14 protein-coding genes are annotated in these 16,047 nt (G+C 45.4%); 7 read left to right on the top strand and 7 right to left on the bottom strand.

Annotation, left to right across the window (positions count from 1 at the left end; translation table 11 throughout):
- Window positions 1-43 precede the first annotated feature (43 nt).
- Complete coding sequence (locus tag FFM80_RS00885; protein ID WP_137639093.1) at window positions 44-517, bottom strand: nucleoside 2-deoxyribosyltransferase; 474 nt, start codon at window positions 515-517, stop codon at window positions 44-46.
- Window positions 518-898: 381 nt separating this feature from the next.
- On the opposite strand from FFM80_RS00885, the gene FFM80_RS00880 reads away from it, so the two are divergent.
- The gene (locus tag FFM80_RS00880; RefSeq protein WP_137639092.1) at window positions 899-1,360 is read left to right on the top strand and encodes a DUF1836 domain-containing protein; all 462 of its coding nucleotides are present in this window, start codon (window positions 899-901) and stop codon (window positions 1,358-1,360) included.
- A 23-nt stretch (window positions 1,361-1,383) separates the two neighbouring features.
- A complete protein-coding gene (locus FFM80_RS00875) occupies window positions 1,384-2,322 on the top strand; it encodes an alpha/beta hydrolase (RefSeq protein WP_137639091.1) in 939 nt (312 codons plus the stop codon).
- A 23-nt stretch (window positions 2,323-2,345) separates the two neighbouring features.
- On the opposite strand, the gene FFM80_RS00870 is transcribed toward FFM80_RS00875, so the two are convergent.
- Entirely contained in the window at window positions 2,346-3,041 is a 696-nt protein-coding gene (locus FFM80_RS00870; RefSeq protein ID WP_137639090.1) for an ATP-binding cassette domain-containing protein, read from the bottom strand.
- 161 nt (window positions 3,042-3,202) lie between these two features.
- Complete coding sequence (locus tag FFM80_RS00865; protein ID WP_137639089.1) at window positions 3,203-4,420, bottom strand: MFS transporter; 1,218 nt, start codon at window positions 4,418-4,420, stop codon at window positions 3,203-3,205.
- Between the two features lie 663 nt (window positions 4,421-5,083).
- Here FFM80_RS00865 and FFM80_RS00860 point away from each other — a divergent pair.
- Both FFM80_RS00860 and FFM80_RS00855 read left to right on the top strand, forming a co-directional pair.
- Window positions 5,084-6,457: a cytosine permease gene (locus tag FFM80_RS00860; protein ID WP_137639088.1), complete on the top strand. Its 1,374-nt coding sequence runs from the start codon at window positions 5,084-5,086 to the stop codon at window positions 6,455-6,457.
- 47 nt (window positions 6,458-6,504) lie between these two features.
- Window positions 6,505-6,888 (top strand): DUF1398 family protein, encoded by a 384-nt coding sequence (locus FFM80_RS00855; RefSeq protein WP_137639087.1) that lies wholly within the window; start codon window positions 6,505-6,507, stop codon window positions 6,886-6,888.
- An 83-nt stretch (window positions 6,889-6,971) separates the two neighbouring features.
- Here the strand turns inward: FFM80_RS00855 and FFM80_RS00850 are convergent, their stop codons facing one another.
- From FFM80_RS00850 to FFM80_RS00835, 4 genes are all read right to left on the bottom strand, one after another.
- Window positions 6,972-7,265 (bottom strand): hypothetical protein, encoded by a 294-nt coding sequence (locus tag FFM80_RS00850; RefSeq protein ID WP_137639086.1) that lies wholly within the window; start codon window positions 7,263-7,265, stop codon window positions 6,972-6,974.
- 15 nt (window positions 7,266-7,280) lie between these two features.
- Window positions 7,281-7,475, bottom strand: a complete 195-nt coding sequence (locus tag FFM80_RS00845) for a hypothetical protein (RefSeq protein WP_137639085.1) — start codon at window positions 7,473-7,475, stop codon at window positions 7,281-7,283.
- 119 nt (window positions 7,476-7,594) lie between these two features.
- Window positions 7,595-9,034, bottom strand: coding sequence for a DHA2 family efflux MFS transporter permease subunit (locus tag FFM80_RS00840; protein WP_137639084.1), 1,440 nt, complete (start codon window positions 9,032-9,034; stop codon window positions 7,595-7,597).
- A gap of 97 nt (window positions 9,035-9,131) precedes the next feature.
- On the bottom strand, window positions 9,132-9,548 hold the full coding sequence (locus FFM80_RS00835) for a Zn-Finger Containing protein (protein WP_137639083.1): 417 nt from the start codon (window positions 9,546-9,548) through the stop codon (window positions 9,132-9,134).
- Between the two features lie 154 nt (window positions 9,549-9,702).
- Here FFM80_RS00835 and FFM80_RS00830 point away from each other — a divergent pair, with 154 nt between their 5' ends.
- From FFM80_RS00830 to FFM80_RS00820, 3 genes are all read left to right on the top strand, one after another.
- A complete protein-coding gene (locus FFM80_RS00830) occupies window positions 9,703-9,987 on the top strand; it encodes a hypothetical protein (protein WP_137639082.1) in 285 nt (94 codons plus the stop codon).
- 459 nt (window positions 9,988-10,446) lie between these two features.
- Window positions 10,447-11,259, top strand: coding sequence for a hypothetical protein (locus FFM80_RS00825; RefSeq protein ID WP_137639081.1), 813 nt, complete (start codon window positions 10,447-10,449; stop codon window positions 11,257-11,259).
- A 506-nt stretch (window positions 11,260-11,765) separates the two neighbouring features.
- On the top strand, window positions 11,766-16,028 hold the full coding sequence (locus tag FFM80_RS00820; RefSeq protein ID WP_137639080.1) for a bacterial Ig-like domain-containing protein: 4,263 nt from the start codon (window positions 11,766-11,768) through the stop codon (window positions 16,026-16,028).
- The last annotated feature ends 19 nt before the right edge of the window (window positions 16,029-16,047 follow it).

The following is a 16,047-nucleotide window of genomic DNA, read 5'->3' as shown; positions in this document are numbered from 1 at the left end:
ACGCGCTGAGCCAATTAGCTCGCGCGTTTTTGAGTAGGCTGATTTAGAAAACAGGCCGTTTCGCTGGTTTTGATTTGAGATCATCGCAATTATAAGTGGCTAACTCGGCTAAGCCATTTTGGCTGGCATCGAAGTAGGCCGTCAATCCTTGCGCAATCATTAAGTTCAATTGTTTGTCAGCATCAAATTGGACGACGAGTACGGGCGTCTTCTCGGCTACCGCAGCGCCAATCTCAAACATCGTGCCGGAATCCGGTTCATTGGTGTCGCTGGTCATATCAAAGTCTAGGATCGCAACGATCAGATCGGCGCGATGCACTTGACGCATATCGGAAGCGTAGACATATTGTTGCCAGGCCCGACTGCCGAAAGGTTCTGCTTCAAATTGGTGTTCTTCGGGCAAGAAGATCCCCGTGCTGTTGATGGTCGGATTAGCGATCAAAGCCTCTTTGACTTGGGCAATCCGTGCTTTTTGCGCATCGTCAAAAAAAGGCGCAGCTAGATAAACGTTATTCATGAGAAAGTTCCTTTCTGTCATGGCGTAATGATGAGTTGGCGTCAAAGCCAACTTTAAAGTTTAAGACGACGTTTGGTGCTAGTTAGGCCAACATCGGTGGCAACGTGAATCGGACCTAAGCTGAGAAGCCTAAGTCAAACAACGCTACTGAACCAATGCTAGTCCACCGGTAGTGGTTTTAACGAGCACCTAGCGTATGAAGACTCTCTTATTTTAGCGGAAAGGGCCCGGGCCGCGCAAGTCAAGCTGGCATAAGCTCAGTGATTATTAATGATTATGTAGATGATAAGTCTAGATGATATAATTTATTAAACTAGTTATTGTTGAAATTGATCCTAGATTACGGTAAATTAGTTAGAGCATTCAGAAGGGGGAATGACGATGGCTCAGACCAAGTCAGGTTTAGCACACTTTGAGTTAACATCGTGGCAGGCCTTACCAGTGATGCCCATCTACATGGAACAATTGTTGCAACTTGTTAATCAGACGTTAGCGCCATTAGGAATTACGGCCGTGACGAAAACAATGGTCAATAGTTATGTGAAGCAGCACTTTTTTAGTCGGCCAGTTGGGCGGCAGTATACCCGTAATCAGATTGTCGCGGTAATCGTTGTGACGATTTTAAAGCAGGACTTTGATTTGACGACGATTAGTCGCGCAATCTTGAAGATTCGAGATTCCCGAGCGATTGAGCCGCGGTATCAACAATTCAAAGTCGCTTTTGAACGTGCCTTACGCTTGCAGTCATTACAATTAACGCCGGCTGATGCAACGGCCCAAGCCATTGAATTAGCTGCGCAGACGGTGGGCGCGCATTTATTAACGCAACAACGATTAAGCTAGCGGTTTTAGAGAGGAACGAATTGATGACTAGACGAAAGAAATGGATTTTAGCACTCAGCGCTTTAGTCGCGGTGCTCGTGATCGGCATTGCGGGCGGCAGTTATTATTTATATCACTTTGCCTTTGAACCGACACCCAAAGTTTTAACGCATAGTTCAAAAAAGAGCCATGCTAACTTGGTCCGCAACCAAAAATGGCTAAAAAATGTCGCGAAACAAACTTGGCGGGAAACCTCAGCCACGGACAACCTGAAGCTGGTAGCTGATTTTGTTCCAGCAGCGAAGGCGACCAAGCGGACGGTGATTGTGGCGCATGGTTATATGGGAAATAAAGAACAAATGGCCAGTTACATTCGCTTGTGGCATCGTCAAGGCTACAACGTTTTAGCGCCGGATGATCGGGGGAACGGTCAAAGCGAAGGCCATTACTATGGTTTTGGCTGGCCAGATCGTTTGGACTATCTCAAATGGACGCAGCAAGTCATTCGCCGAGTGGGGTCAGACAGTCGCATCGGGCTATTCGGTGTTTCGATGGGTGGTGCGACCGTCATGATGATGAGTGGCGAACACCTGCCATCACAAGTTAAAGCAATTATTGAAGATTGCGGCTATACTAGTGTGGGTGATGAACTGACTTATGAGTTAAAAGCGTTATATCATTTGCCAAAATTCCCATTGATTTATACGGCCAATTGGGTAGCGCAATCCAAGGCTCACTTTAACTTCTTAAAAGCCAGTTCGGTGACGCAACTGAAGCATAATCGCTTGCCAATCTTTTTCATTCATGGTGGTCGTGATACGTTTGTCCCAACGAAGATGGTCTATCAAAACTATCGCGCAACGACTGTTAAAGATAAACAACTCTGGGTTGTCCCAGGTGCCGGCCATGCGGAAGCCTTTACGAAACAGCCACAAGTGTATACGCAAAAAGTCGATACTTTTATGGCGAAATATCTTAAATAAATCACTGGAAACTAGTGCGGGGCCTAATTGGTCGTTAGCACTAGTTTTTTTGCGGCTTGCGTTTTGACGATCTGACCGTGTTGTAGTTCCACTAAGTAGTCAGCCAAGTGCGTGGCCGCTTGATCATCTTCAGTGACCATGACGGTGGTTAAGGCTAAGCGCCGCGCAACGGTGGCAACGGTCGTCCGTAGTTGCTGGGCTAAGTCAGCCTTACCTAGACTCCAACTTTCATCAAAGATGAGCACGGCTGGTTGTTGGGCTAAGATACGGGCTAAGGCGAGATGCTGCTTTTGTAACTGACTTAAGTCACCGGGATAGCGGTCCTGTAATTCAGTCAGTTCCAGCTGTACTAGTGCTCGATTGACCCGGGTGATTAACGCTTGTCCCGTTAACGTATTACGCAGCGGAAAGGCAATGTTTTCGCGGACCGTTAGATGCGGCCAAAAAGCGAAGTCGAGACAGAGCATTGCCACTTGTCGATCACGGGGTTGCAAGCTAAAGTGATGGGTTTCATTGAAGACCAAGCGCTGATCAAAGTAGATCCGGCCCGTGTCCGGTTGTTGGTAACCGGCAATGAGATTAAGTAAAGTGGCCTTACTAGCACTAGCTGACCCGGTGATCGCAGTAATTTGTTGAGCGGGCAAGGTGAGATTAAGTGGTTGGAGAATCGGTTGATCTAGATAACTTTTCTGCACATTTTTGAGCTTGATAACCGGCATGATGGGGCCTCCCTGGCAACTAATTGATACTTTAAGCTTACCGGTTAAACGTATTGGCGGCGTAAAGAGTTGATATTGTTTGTGTTAAGTTCATGTAAATAAAAGGAACCCCCAGCTTAACCGGCAATGTTGACGGTTAGGCTGGAGGTTCTTTAAGGTGATTACGCTTTTGGTTGCCAAGGATGTCGCAGTTCAGGGATAAAGAACAGGACGAGAATAAAATTCAATAATAGCGATAAGGCCGTAAAGATAAAGACGCCGCTGTAATTAAACCAATTCGACACTGCCCCACCAGCTAGGGAGCCGAACATACTGCCGAGTGCTTGAAACGATTGATTCCAGCTGAAGATAGAGCCGGTCAATTCACGCGGCGTGTTTTTAGAGAGCATCGTTTGGATGGTTGGAAAGAGGGCGCCGTCTGAGATGCCAATCATGAAGCGCAAGAGTCCTAAGACCCAAATACTGGAGACTAAGCCTTGGGGAAAGTACATCAAAATGGCAAAAACGAATCCGAAGACGAGAATGCGGCCAGTTCCGCGAGTATCACCCAAATGCCCCAACCGCGGAGCTGACAATAAAGTTGAGATCCCTGGTAAAGCCGCAATGATTCCGGCAACCACGGTGATAGGACCGACATTGTGCATCAGTTGCTTGACGTAGAGACTGATGATTGGGGTGATGGAATTATTACCCATTTGAATAATCATGGTTGATACTAACAAGACGATAATCAAGGTTGGGTTCTTAAATTGACTGAGCAGACTGCCTTGACGTGTCGCCTGGGCTTGCGGGTTAGGCCGATATGTTTCGTGAACGAAGAAGAGGCTTAGCGCGAAAACAATCAATAGTAAGATGCCAGTAATGATAAAAGTGAGTCGAATTGAGAAAATCTGGGCTAAGACCCCGCCTAAAATCGGGCCGATTAAGTTACCTGACACATAACCGGTCGTTAGAATTCCGATGGCGGTCCCGCTATTTTCCTTCGGGGTCTCAGTGGCAATCAGGGCGCTGGCATTAGGAATATAGCCAGCGCATAGTCCTTGTAAGAAGCGCAGTAAAATTAAGATCCAGATGTGATGTACGAAGCCCATTAATCCAATAACGATGGCCATGCCTAGTGATGAACGTAAGAGCATGAGTTTTCGGCCCCGGCGATCCGCCAGTTTACCCCATAGTGGTGAGACCACGGCAATGACGAAAAAAGTCACAGCATAAGTCAGCCCGCTATACATCGTCAACTGGCCGCGGGTAAAGTGCCCGAGTTCGCCAACATATAAAGATAAAAACGGCATGATTTCGGAGAATCCCATGCCGGCAATAAAGGTGCCTAACCATAAGACGGCCAAGTTACGCCGCCAACCAACTAAACGACCATGCATGTTACACACTTCCTAATTGAATTATTTTTGGAATGTTAAAGTTTCCACTCTGACTAGTCCGGCGTTAGGCTAACGCTGAATTGATGAGTGTTTTGGTAGTAGCCCGCTGGATTTTTGTTGACAGCTTATTAATATTGTTATGCTTGGTGCTAGTTGAAATTGCCGCCTGCCGGTTGGTTCCTAAAACGCTGGAACGCCATGGGCCATTTTGAAGCCAAAGGGCGGTCTTCAAAACTGGCCTTGGCCTAAGCCCGAGTAGCCCACTCGCACTAAGGCCAACGACACGGCTGAGCATTTTAGGAACCAACGGCTCGGCTAAATAACTGAACTTAAAATAAGCAAGCGTTAATTTTTTAATTCTGGTTAGTTAACGCCGGGCGGACCAGAATTGGCTCAGTGGTGTCGTTTATCTTGGTCGGTGATTTTCCGACTTAGATAAAGCCCGGCTTTCGAGACTGCTCTGTGGCTCGAAAACGTGGCCACCACGTTCCAGCCGATTCTGGGCCAACCAGAGTGGCAGTTTAATCTAACTAGTACCAAGCAGTTATAGATTATCTTACGGCTAATTTTTAGTCACCGCAATGCAGGAAATTCGTTGAACACGCTTGACCATTGCTTACGGATAAACCTACAATGGATAACATTGTAGAAAGGGTGACTATTGTGAAGCAAGAAAGTAAATATCAGATTGAAGTGATTCCCACTAAGCACCGCCATATGGCAAATTGGGACATGTTTGCAACGTGGATTGGTGCGAATGCGAATAACGGAACCTGGTATGTTGGCGGTGTCTTAGCGGCGTGTGGCCTGCTGACGGCCTTAAAAGTCATTATTGCTTCATCAACCTTTTCATATTTATGTTTATCCTTAGTTGGCTTTATGGGTTATCGGACTGGTGCCGCCACGATGAGTCTGATTCGCGGGTCGTTTGGGATCCGTGGCAGTTATGTGCCATCGTTTGTTAATTTAACCCAGTATATCGGCTGGACAGCGGTCAATACGTTTATTGCAGCGACTTCGGTCAGTTATTTATTGCATGATATTGTCGGCTGGCCGGTGTATGGTAAGCCAGGTGGTGCTAAGGGGCTCGTCTTAGGCATTATTGTAATGAGTGTGCTGCATTTGTTGAGCGTTTCGGTGGGCCAACGTTCGGTCCAGATGATTGAACGGGTTGGCATTGTGCTGGTGATTTTATTTGTCTTGTGGGAAACGGTGGTCGTTTTTAAGACCGTGACCTTTAGCGAACTCTTACATTGGCACGCGCCGACACACTTACAAATGACGCCGGGAGCTGGGATGGATACGCTGGCGGCCTTTAATCTCTCTTGGGTGACGGCTGGCGCTGATTTTACCCGGTTCACGCGTAAACGGTCCGGGGCCACCGGGATGCCGTTTCTCGGCGCCTTTACAGGGGTATTCTGGTTTGCGTTTATTGGTCTTGCAGCGACCATCAGTATTGCGATTACGTCTGGAACGTACGATCCAAACAACTCTGATCCAAGTACGATTGCGAGTCGGTTAGGTCTAGGCGTGTTGGCGTTGCTTGTCATTGTATTAACAAGTATGACGGCGAATGCGGTTAACTTACTAGCGGCCGGTTCGGCATTGTCAAATATCTTTCCTAAGATTCGGTTGCGGCCAGCACTGTGGGCGGTGACCATCATTGCTACGTTGGTCACGTTAATTCCGTTAATGGTCGGTAGCTTCTTGACGGCGTTTACAGCCTTTCTGGATTATATCGGGATGGTCTTAGGACCAATGATCAGTGTGATGTTGGTTGATTACTATTGGCGACATCACCAACATTATGATGTCAATGAATTGGCCAATTCGCATGGTCAGTACTGGTACGCTCATGGGGTGAACTGGATTGCACTGATTTGTTGGATCTTGGGTGTCGGCTTGTTCTTATTACTAAAACAATTACCAGTGGTTGCTAACGTATTAGGCGCAACCTTTATTGATATGATCTTGATTGCGTTGATTTATATGGTACTGATGCGAATTTTCTATCCGTTAAAAGACATACAGGCTTGATTTGGATTACAATAGAGACGGACTAACTATACGAGGGAGACGAAACTATGTTTAAATTAGCAGCAATTGATGAAGTCTTGGCTAGCTTAGGCGACCATGCGGACTTTGCAACTATCGCGAAGAAGGAAGCTGACCTAGGCGTCCAACATTATGAATATGATGTGCGTGCCGGCGCAACCACGTACTTTGGTGAAAATGGGTACTTGGTGGAACGGTTAACGAATGGCTTAGGGACTAAGGTAGCCATTGAAGAAGATGCCGACAAAGTTCAACAACTTGGGACGGATTATGTCGCTGGTAAGTTGAGCTTGGCAGAAGCTGTTAAAGGGTTAGCTGCGGCGGGTTGTCAGACTTGGACCGCTAACTTGAAACGCAAGGTGATTGATTTTGCCGGTGCTGAAGGTAAGATCATGGCTGTCATTGCCTTTTAGAGTTGGGTATTAAAGCAATTGAGCGATAAAAATAGCGGTTCCGAAAGTTTAGTATTTCGGAATCGCTATTTTTTGGTGTCCGCTTAGTAGCCCGCCTGATGATATTGGCGGCTGAGCTTGCGTTCGATTGAGAACAACGTCAACGGATTGATGCGCCGTAGTGTACTAGAATCATAGCGCATAACCAGTTGTTCAGGACTATTCACCGTCACTTGTGAGACGCCTTTTAGGCCTTGTAACGCGTGTAAAATAGACTGTTGTAAGTCCGGATGTTGTGGCCAGACAGGTGATGTTAACATGACTAAGCCATGCTCTGGATGCTGCATGGTGATGTGATACTTATCTAAGTATTTATTGAAGATTTCAGCTGGATTCATTGATCAGACCCCCCTCTAAAGACTAGTCCATAGCGGAATAGCGGCCCAGATGAAGAAGCCGGCCAACCCAACTAACAGCAAGCCGACTACGAGCCAGATACTGGCCATGAGCCGATGCTGACCGAGTCGAAAGCAATGAATCGCTTGCCAAAAACAGATGATGGCTAAGATGGCACTAGTACCAATAATTAAATCAATCGTCGTTTCCATAAAATAAACTCCTCGTGTATCCAATTCCATTGTGGCGGAAAAGGTGGGAAAGTGCAATCTAAAAAGAGACCAAGTTAAGACTCATTAGCGAATCTTAACTTGGTCATTTAGTTTAAAAATTAATGTTCCGCAGCTGCGCGTTCAGGGTGACGCTTTTCAGCTAGCGGATCGATTGACTTCTCAGGTTGATTGCTGACTAAGAAAGAGAGACAAAAGCCTAAGATGGCTAAAGCCAAAGTGAACCAGAACCCATAATGTGTCCCATGAACAAAGGCTGTTGCGCCAGTTGCGTGACTGGCATGTTGACCGATGCCTAACAAACTCGTCGCAATCGCGGTTGCTAGGGCACCTAAGATTTGTTGCAAGGTGTTCAAAATGGTACTCCCATCAGCGGCGACCGGTCCCCGTAAGGCATTTAAGCCGTATGTTTGGGCTGGCGACATGGCTAGCGGGGCGCCGATCATAATGATGACATGCGCTAAGATCACATACCAGTAGGCCGAATGCGTGGTGGTGAAGATCAGCATTGCCGCGCCGACGAAACTTAGTGCGAATCCTAATCGGGTTAAATATTTGGCCCCGTAGTTATCAAATAAGCGGCCAGCAGTAGCTGAGACAATTGCGTTGACGATCCCGCCAGGTAACATTAAGACCCCAGTTAAAGCAACGGGTACAACGAGTCCCTTTTGCCAGTACATTGGCAATAAGTACATCGATGACATGATAATGCCGAAGTCGACCATCACGAGGATGGTTCCCACACTGAACTTCTTAAAACTAAAAGCACGCAAGTTCAAGATGGGGGTCGCTAACTTGAGTTGCCGCCGGGCGTAAACGTAAAGGGCGACGATCCCAATGGCTAACGCCAACAAAACAATGGGGTTGCCCCAGCCACGGTCACCGGCGAGACTAGCGCCAACGACTAAGCCACCGAAGCCAAATGAAGATAAAATAATGGATAAAATGTCAATTTTAGGCTTGGTGACGTCGGAAACATTTTGCATGAAAATCAGCGTAATAATCAAGGCGATTGCTAATAAGGGAATGAATAGCCAGAAGATCCAGTGCCATGAAAGGGTCCCGAGAATCAGGCCAGCGATGGTCGGTCCTAAAGCGGGGGCAAACATGATAACTAAACCAACTAACCCCATGGCGCTACCGCGTTTTTGTGGCGGATAAATCGCTAACAAAACGGTGAAGATCAATGGGAGAATCAATCCGGTGGCGATCCCTTGAATCATCCGGCCGACTAGTAAGACGGCAAAGGTACTGGCCATTGCTGAGACAGCGGCCCCCACCATGAAGTCGGCTAACGCAAAGATCAATAATTGCCGGGTGGTGAAATGCTTGGTCAGCATACTTGATAATGGTAGGACGATGCCGACCATTAATAAGTAACCAGTGACCAGCCATTGAATAGTCCCGGTATTAACATGTAACTGTTGTTCCAATTGGGGGAGCGCGATGTTTAGCGCAGTTTCACTAAACATCCCGACAAAGCCACCCAAAAGTAACCCAATCATAATTAAGGTTGGGTTGGATTGTGACTGCTTTTGCATATAAAAAACATTCTCCTTCTAGTAACCAGTAATATGAGCACAATTGATTACTGTAACAGAAAATGAAAATTTTCGTAAGTGATTTCTGAAAATCAACTTAGGTCCGCGCTTCAAATTGATGCCCACATTTGGGGCAAGTGACCCGAACACGCCCGTGGTGCCGCGGAATTCGGATACGTTGGTGGCACTGAGCGCAATGAAAGAACCGGTAACGCCAATGTTGCTTGAGCGAATAGCTGGCCCGCGTAAAAGGCCGTACAATCGGGAACCAGATACGTTGGAACCCCCGATTGAGTGCGACTTGTTGGTAGATCTTTTTAGAAAAGAGTCGCCAGTAACTGAGGACTAATAATAGGAAAGCAATTAAGACGAGCCAGCCAATTCGAGTGAAAATACTGATGACTAACAGTAAGAGCGCCAAGTTGTTTAAGCATTTATTCAAAGTGTCATTTTGACCGTAACGACCGCGCATAAAATTCTGGAGCCGTTGGAGCCATTTTGAGGATGGTTTCATATGAGTCGTAACCTCCGTTTAAGTTAGTAAGCATCGCAATACAATACCCTAACATATTCCCTAATGAGCTGCAATTGACAAACTTTTGACTAGCTTTTTTCAGAAAGCTTAGCGTATACTAAACCTTATCCTAAAAAGGGTGGGGGCTTGAACCATGACACTTAAACAACAAACAACGCAAGCGATGGTCTTGGATGCCATCAGTCGCGCGGCTTTAACGCTAGACCGAGCTGACAACGCTCAGGCTGGTCTGCAGCAATTATTAAATGAATTTCGACGGACTTTATTACAAACCAATGGGCAACAGTCGACCTCCGTGTTGTATCAAGGTCGCGTCATGAGTTATTTATTGCAACATCCAGCCAATTACCCAGCCACGGTCGATACATTGACTGCGGTATTGGCACAATTTGTCAGTCAACAATCACGCGATAACTGAATAGATGAAGTCGTTAATTAGACGCTAGCGTCTGATTAACGCTATTTTTTTGCTTTTTACTACCCCACTCGTTCCAAAACTATACAAACTAACGCCAACTGATACTAACGATGCTAATTAGGCAAATATAAAAATTGGTATAGTTGAAGAGTGGCTTAATAAATAGCGTTATTACAGCAAATGAGTAGTTTTTATGCGTTTACAATTGTCACTAAAATAAATCGGTATATTAAGGATTTGTTATTGATTTATACTAATACGGTGTGTTATTCTATAAATGCAGAAAGGGTTTAGCTATTTACCCGATTGATTAAATTAAATGATAGTACCAATTATGAAAAGATTGATTTATCAGTGGTTAACCGGATTATTGACTTTCCGATATAAGTAAAAGTAATACTACTGATTGAATTCAAAGGGTAAGCTTAAGTTTTTTAACAGAATTTGGGGGTATCAAGGATGCGTAAATCAATGAATTTAAAAAAACTACAACAGCAAAGTCGAGTTTGGCTGTTGGCGGGGGTCGCCCTTGCTACCTTAAGTATGACCGGCATCGTTAGTCAAGCGGATGATGGGGCCGCAACGACTGGCGACTCAACGACGGTCACCGCAACAACTGATAGCCAAGCAACCGATCAAACCAGTGATCATACATCCGATAGTACAACTGATGCTCAGACTGGGGCGACTGATGAGGCAACTTATGATGCCAATACGAAGACTGGCGTCAGTGAAAATGATGGCACGAAGACCACCACTTATGATGATGGGAGCACGACTGAAGAAATTACTGATCGGATTAACTTATCACCGCGCCCAACTAGCCACAAACAAGCTAAAGCAACGACTGGTCAAGCTGCTGCTAAGTCGACAACCACGACTAAAAAGACGAGTCAGCCAGCCGCTACGGCAGTTAAAGCCACCACTGGTTCAGCGACGACTGCTAAAGCCACAACGGTAACGGCTACGCCAGCGAAGGCTGCCACGGTTAAATCAGCCGTTACGACCGCGCCAAAAGCGGAAGTTGTTGCGGCTAGTGCGGTTAAGACCGCTAAAGCGACGAAGCCGGTAACGGTTAAGACGACCAAGATTGCGACAACTGCTACCACAGTTAAGCCGGTTAGTGTGAATTTAACCACTAAGCCAGCCATTACCATTGTCGGTAACGGCACGCCAACGACAACGCCAATTTCCATGGCCGGGGGCTTGTTATTAGCCTTGACGACTTTGACTGGCTTAGCCGGTGTGAGTCGGAAGTTGCGCCAAGCTTAGAAATTAAACAGACTAATTAATTAGCGCCATTAACCTATTGAAGGATAGGTTAATGGTGTTTTTTAGTTATCCCACGTTTTCCGTGTCTAGCGTTAGTCAAATTGTGAGTTGCAACAATTTGTTTTGGGAAAATTAAAGGACGTTAGGCAGTGCTATGCTTGATTAAAATAGACAATGAAACAATAAGACTATTCCTTTATTTCATAAAGATAAGTGTTGATAGATTAATGATTATTTGACTTATCATATAAGTTTAATAGTATTAAAAAATAATCTGTATATAACGAATTTATGTTGATTTATACTGACTTATCGTGCTATATTATAAACATAAAAAGTGTTTATTTATTAAGCATAGTAATTAATGATTTAAATAGCAATTATAGCTAAACCGGTGTGAGTGATGGGTTTGCTGATATCGTTATTAATAAATGTAATCGACCGGTGGTTTGAACGCTTAGTAATTGGCTAGTGTTTGAGGCGTCGCTTAACTTGGGGGTAGTGAAATGACAAAACAAAATGAAAAGGTTTACTACAAGATGTATAAAAAAGGTCGCTTTTGGATCTTTGCGGGGGTCGCAGTGGCGGCGTGGAATGTTAATGCGTTAATGGGTCAAGCGGCCACCACTAGTGATGATAGTAGCGCTGCAGCTGTTAGCGAAACGACGAGTACCAGTGAGCTCAACCAAAGTGCGGTACCATTAAAGAACGGTAGCACCATTGATCAGAGTAATGGGTCAGACGTAGCTGCTGGGCAAAAAGCAGGCACTACGGCAACCACTAAGGCTGATATTACGACTGAGACTGATAAGCCAGCTGCAGCTGAGGCAAATGACCAGAATAAACCAGAAATTGATAATTCTAAAGTTGATACTGAATCCGTTGATACTAGCAATGGTGCTAGCGATGATTCGAGTAATAAAGAAATTGCCCCAACTAACGATGAAAAAGGACAAGCTGACGACACATCAGTTAAGTCAGATTCGGTAAGTGACCCAACTGAACCGGAGAAGCCAGCCACGACGACACCCGACACACCAGTTGTAACGGCACCGGTGGCTGATGCCAATGTTGAACAGCCAGTGAACGATGATCATTCGGAATCTGAAATAACTAATCCGGTTGAAGATCAGGTTACGGTTAATACTAATGATTTAGTTACTGATGAGAATGTTAATGGCTTGACTGAGAATGACTTATTAGTTGGAAATACGAATTATTTAGCGAACGGTTTGTTGGATAGTGCGATTCAGGCGGCAGCACTTCAGTCTTCTCGGTTTAATTTAATGCGTCTGGCTACAGCACCAGCTGTTGTTGCATCTGGTAAAGATGGAACTAGCCCATGGGAAATAACTGATGATGGTGTTTTAACCATTAAAGCTGGAACACTGGTAAATCAAAATGCATCAGATAATCCTTGGAAAAGTCATGCTGACCAAATTACAAAAGTTGTGATTGAACCTGGTGTAATAACGGGTACCGATATGCAGTACTTATTTTATTATTTGACTAAAGTAACTGAGTTTGAAGGCTTGGAGAATCTTGATGTATCACAAGTTACCAATATGAAGGGACTATTTGATAATGATACAAGCTTAGAAAGTATTGATTTAAGTAGCTGGGATGTCAGCAATGTGACTGATATGAGCCTAATGTTTTGGGGTGCTTGGACTACTACGGCCCTGACTTCAGTGAAAATTGGTCAATGGAATACGCCATATTTAACGACTGTTAGTAACATGTTTCAGTGGAATACCAAGCTAGCTGACTTAGATTTGAGCCGATGGACGGCAAATAGTGGGTCCTTAACAACAATCAATGGTTTCTTAGAATACACGGGTTTATCAACAGCTGATGTTTCAAATTTTAATTTGAGTAATGTGGAAAGAGCTAGTTCGGCGTTTGGCGATATGCCTAATTTAACTAGTCTTACATTTGCAACTGGTCCTAAGTTGACCGGAGTACCATCAGTTGATTTGATGATTTCTAATGATCCCAAATTGACGTCATTAGATCTAACAGGTTTCAACATGACCAATATGTCACAAGGCTTTAGATTATTGTTAAATGATGCAAGTCTAAAGACTTTAAGTTTAGACGCTGGTGTTTATTTAGCGGCCAAGCCTAATATGACTTTAGGGGCTGAACTACCTGCCATTAAAAAAACAGCGCAGTATACTGGACTCTGGGTCAACGTTGATGATGCAAGTAAAACATATACAAGTGCGCAATTAATGGCGCTTTATGATGGCGTTAATGGACCATCAGCAACTTATATTTGGCAAACTAGTAGTAAAGCAGCTATTACAGGAAAACCAGCAACAATCATCGCTGGACCGAATGCAACTTGGAATTGGGCTGATAGTGTTGTTAGCTTAATGGATGCCGCTGGTAATGTTGTTGATGTTAATAAACTATATAAGGATAATTCAGATGCTATTACGGTTACTGGTGATGTGGTTAACTTGAAACAAGCGGGTAATTATAATGTTACGTTAACTTATACCGATGGCAAAACTGCAAATGTCACTATTACAGTCGTCGACAGCCAATCTGTCTTGGTCGGTAAAGCAGTCAGCGTCAACCAAGGCACCACAACTTGGACGGCTAGTGATAGTGTTGATGCCACGCAAAGTAAAGATGCGGCGGGTAATGCTTTAACAACTGCTGAATTGGCCAAGGTGACAAGTACGACTTTAGATACCAGCAAGGCTGGTTCCCAAACAGTAACCTTAACTTACGTTGATGCTGCTGGGAATGAACGGACTGCCGACGTTACCGTCAATGTGGTTGCCAGTCAAGCAACACTAACGACGAAAGATTTAACCATCGTGCAGGGTGACCAAGCTAGTTGGAACCTCTTCGATCATGTGACGGGGGCTACTGATTTTGCTGGCAATGACGTCACTGATATCAAGAGTCTGAACATAACAGCTAATACGGAACCTGATTTGAAAGCGATTGGTAAGACCCCAATCACGTTAACTTATACCGATAGCGAAGGCAATCAACACAGCTATCAAGTTACCGTCAATGTGGTTGCTAATGGCGCTGGCTTGGCGGTTAAGGACGTTACGGTTACGGCTGGTCCCAACACTGCTTGGTCGATTGCGGACAGTTTAGCGAGCTTGACGGATGTTGCTGGCAATGCTGTGACTGATTTGACAACAGTTAAGCTTACTGCCAGTCAAGCACCAAACTTAACCACGCCGGGAATCCAAACGGTTGTGATTACCTACACTGATGCCGCTGGCTATCAACATGAACAGACAGCGACGATTAACGTGGTTGCATCACAAGCCCATGTCAATACGACAAATTCTACGATTGTGATGGGACCTAACGCTGCTTGGCATGCAAAGGATAATTTAGCGTCAGTTATTCAGGCTAGTGGTGATACGGTTAGTGCCGATGATGTGGTTTTAGAAAATAACGTCAAGGTCGCAGCTAGAGTTATGTCAGTGATGTACAGCTATTTACGGACCGATGGCACCACGGTGACGGTTAGTGGGACGGTCGATTTGAGTCGAGCTGGTCGGAATGAATTGACCTACACGTATACTGATAGTCAAGGCAATACGACCACGTCCACGGCTGTTGTGATGGTCGTTGCTTCCCAAGCGGATGTAAAAGCTAAAGATACCACGGTCATTCAAAGTCCGAATGCTAGTTTTAATGCAGCTGACCAATTGACCACGCATCAAGACGAATATGGTCAACTAGTCGATACGAGCGCGATTACGGTTGGTGGCGACACGGTTGATTTAACTAAACCTGGTCAATATCATGTGACCTATCACTATGTCGATGGTGCTGGGAATGTGTTGGACGATACGGCGACGATTACGGTCGTTGCAACCTCAGCTAAGATTCAGGCTAATAATAGTACGGTGATTGCTGGTCCTAAAGCTAGCTGGCAGTTGAGTGACAGTTTAACCGGCGTTCAAAACGAAGCTGGTCAAGCGGATGATTTAGGCAAAGTCACGATGACGGGCACGGTTGAGTTAACTAAGCCGGGAACTTATACAGTCACTTTGCATTATACGGATGGCCGAGGCAATCAAGTGGCACAATTAGTGACGGTTACCGTGGTTAAGAGCCAAGCAGATTTGCAGGTTAAAGACAGTACATTCACGGCTGGCGGGACGTGGAATGCCACGGATAACGTGGTCAAGGTTCTTGATGCCAAGGGTCAAGCGGTTGCGACTCAACAGGTCGCGGTGATCGGCACCGTTGATCCAATGACGGCCGGCACTTATACGGTAACGTATCAATATACCGATGCTGCTGGTAATCTGATTAGTAAGACCGCGACAATTACGGTGACGGCTGATGAAGAGAGTGGGAATACTGATCAGCCAGGGGTAGATGTTGACCAACCTGATGGTAACGATGAACAAGGCGATACCATTAATCCCGGAACTGACGACTCTAATCACGGGCAACCTGCTGATGATCACCAGACTAATCAACCGCAACGTGGTCAAGGCACCACGGCGGCAAGCACTACAGTTAGTGCTGCCACGATTACCAAACCGGCGACGACTGATGCTCAAGCAGCCACGATTAGTCTGAGCCATACGACGACAGTAGCTAAAGCCGCAACGACAGTTAACTCAACGACTTCAACGGCTAAAGTTGAGTCACAGACGTTACCACAAACGACTGAAGCTAAGTCAGAAGCCACGGTTTTGGGTAGTGTACTATTAGCCTTGACTGGGTTGATGGGTGGCTTAGGCCTAAGTCGCAAGCGTCGGCATGAGCATTAGAAAGAAGTAAATAAAGTTA

Source organism: Lactiplantibacillus dongliensis (assembly GCF_005405105.1).
Lineage (GTDB): Bacteria > Bacillota > Bacilli > Lactobacillales > Lactobacillaceae > Lactiplantibacillus > Lactiplantibacillus dongliensis.
This window is presented reverse-complemented; position numbering and strand designations above follow the sequence as displayed.

Coding starts and splice junctions, on each gene's coding strand:
- FFM80_RS00885 (WP_137639093.1), bottom strand. CDS start 517: ATGAATAACGTTTATCTAGCTGCGCCTTTTTTTGACGATGCGCAAAAA.
- FFM80_RS00880 (WP_137639092.1), top strand. CDS start 899: ATGGCTCAGACCAAGTCAGGTTTAGCACACTTTGAGTTAACATCGTGG.
- FFM80_RS00875 (WP_137639091.1), top strand. CDS start 1,384: ATGACTAGACGAAAGAAATGGATTTTAGCACTCAGCGCTTTAGTCGCG.
- FFM80_RS00870 (WP_137639090.1), bottom strand. CDS start 3,041: ATGCCGGTTATCAAGCTCAAAAATGTGCAGAAAAGTTATCTAGATCAA.
- FFM80_RS00865 (WP_137639089.1), bottom strand. CDS start 4,420: ATGCATGGTCGTTTAGTTGGTTGGCGGCGTAACTTGGCCGTCTTATGG.
- FFM80_RS00855 (WP_137639087.1), top strand. CDS start 6,505: ATGTTTAAATTAGCAGCAATTGATGAAGTCTTGGCTAGCTTAGGCGAC.
- FFM80_RS00850 (WP_137639086.1), bottom strand. CDS start 7,265: ATGAATCCAGCTGAAATCTTCAATAAATACTTAGATAAGTATCACATC.
- FFM80_RS00845 (WP_137639085.1), bottom strand. CDS start 7,475: ATGGAAACGACGATTGATTTAATTATTGGTACTAGTGCCATCTTAGCC.
- FFM80_RS00840 (WP_137639084.1), bottom strand. CDS start 9,034: ATGCAAAAGCAGTCACAATCCAACCCAACCTTAATTATGATTGGGTTA.
- FFM80_RS00835 (WP_137639083.1), bottom strand. CDS start 9,548: ATGAAACCATCCTCAAAATGGCTCCAACGGCTCCAGAATTTTATGCGC.
- FFM80_RS00830 (WP_137639082.1), top strand. CDS start 9,703: ATGACACTTAAACAACAAACAACGCAAGCGATGGTCTTGGATGCCATC.
- FFM80_RS00825 (WP_137639081.1), top strand. CDS start 10,447: ATGCGTAAATCAATGAATTTAAAAAAACTACAACAGCAAAGTCGAGTT.
- FFM80_RS00820 (WP_137639080.1), top strand. CDS start 11,766: ATGACAAAACAAAATGAAAAGGTTTACTACAAGATGTATAAAAAAGGT.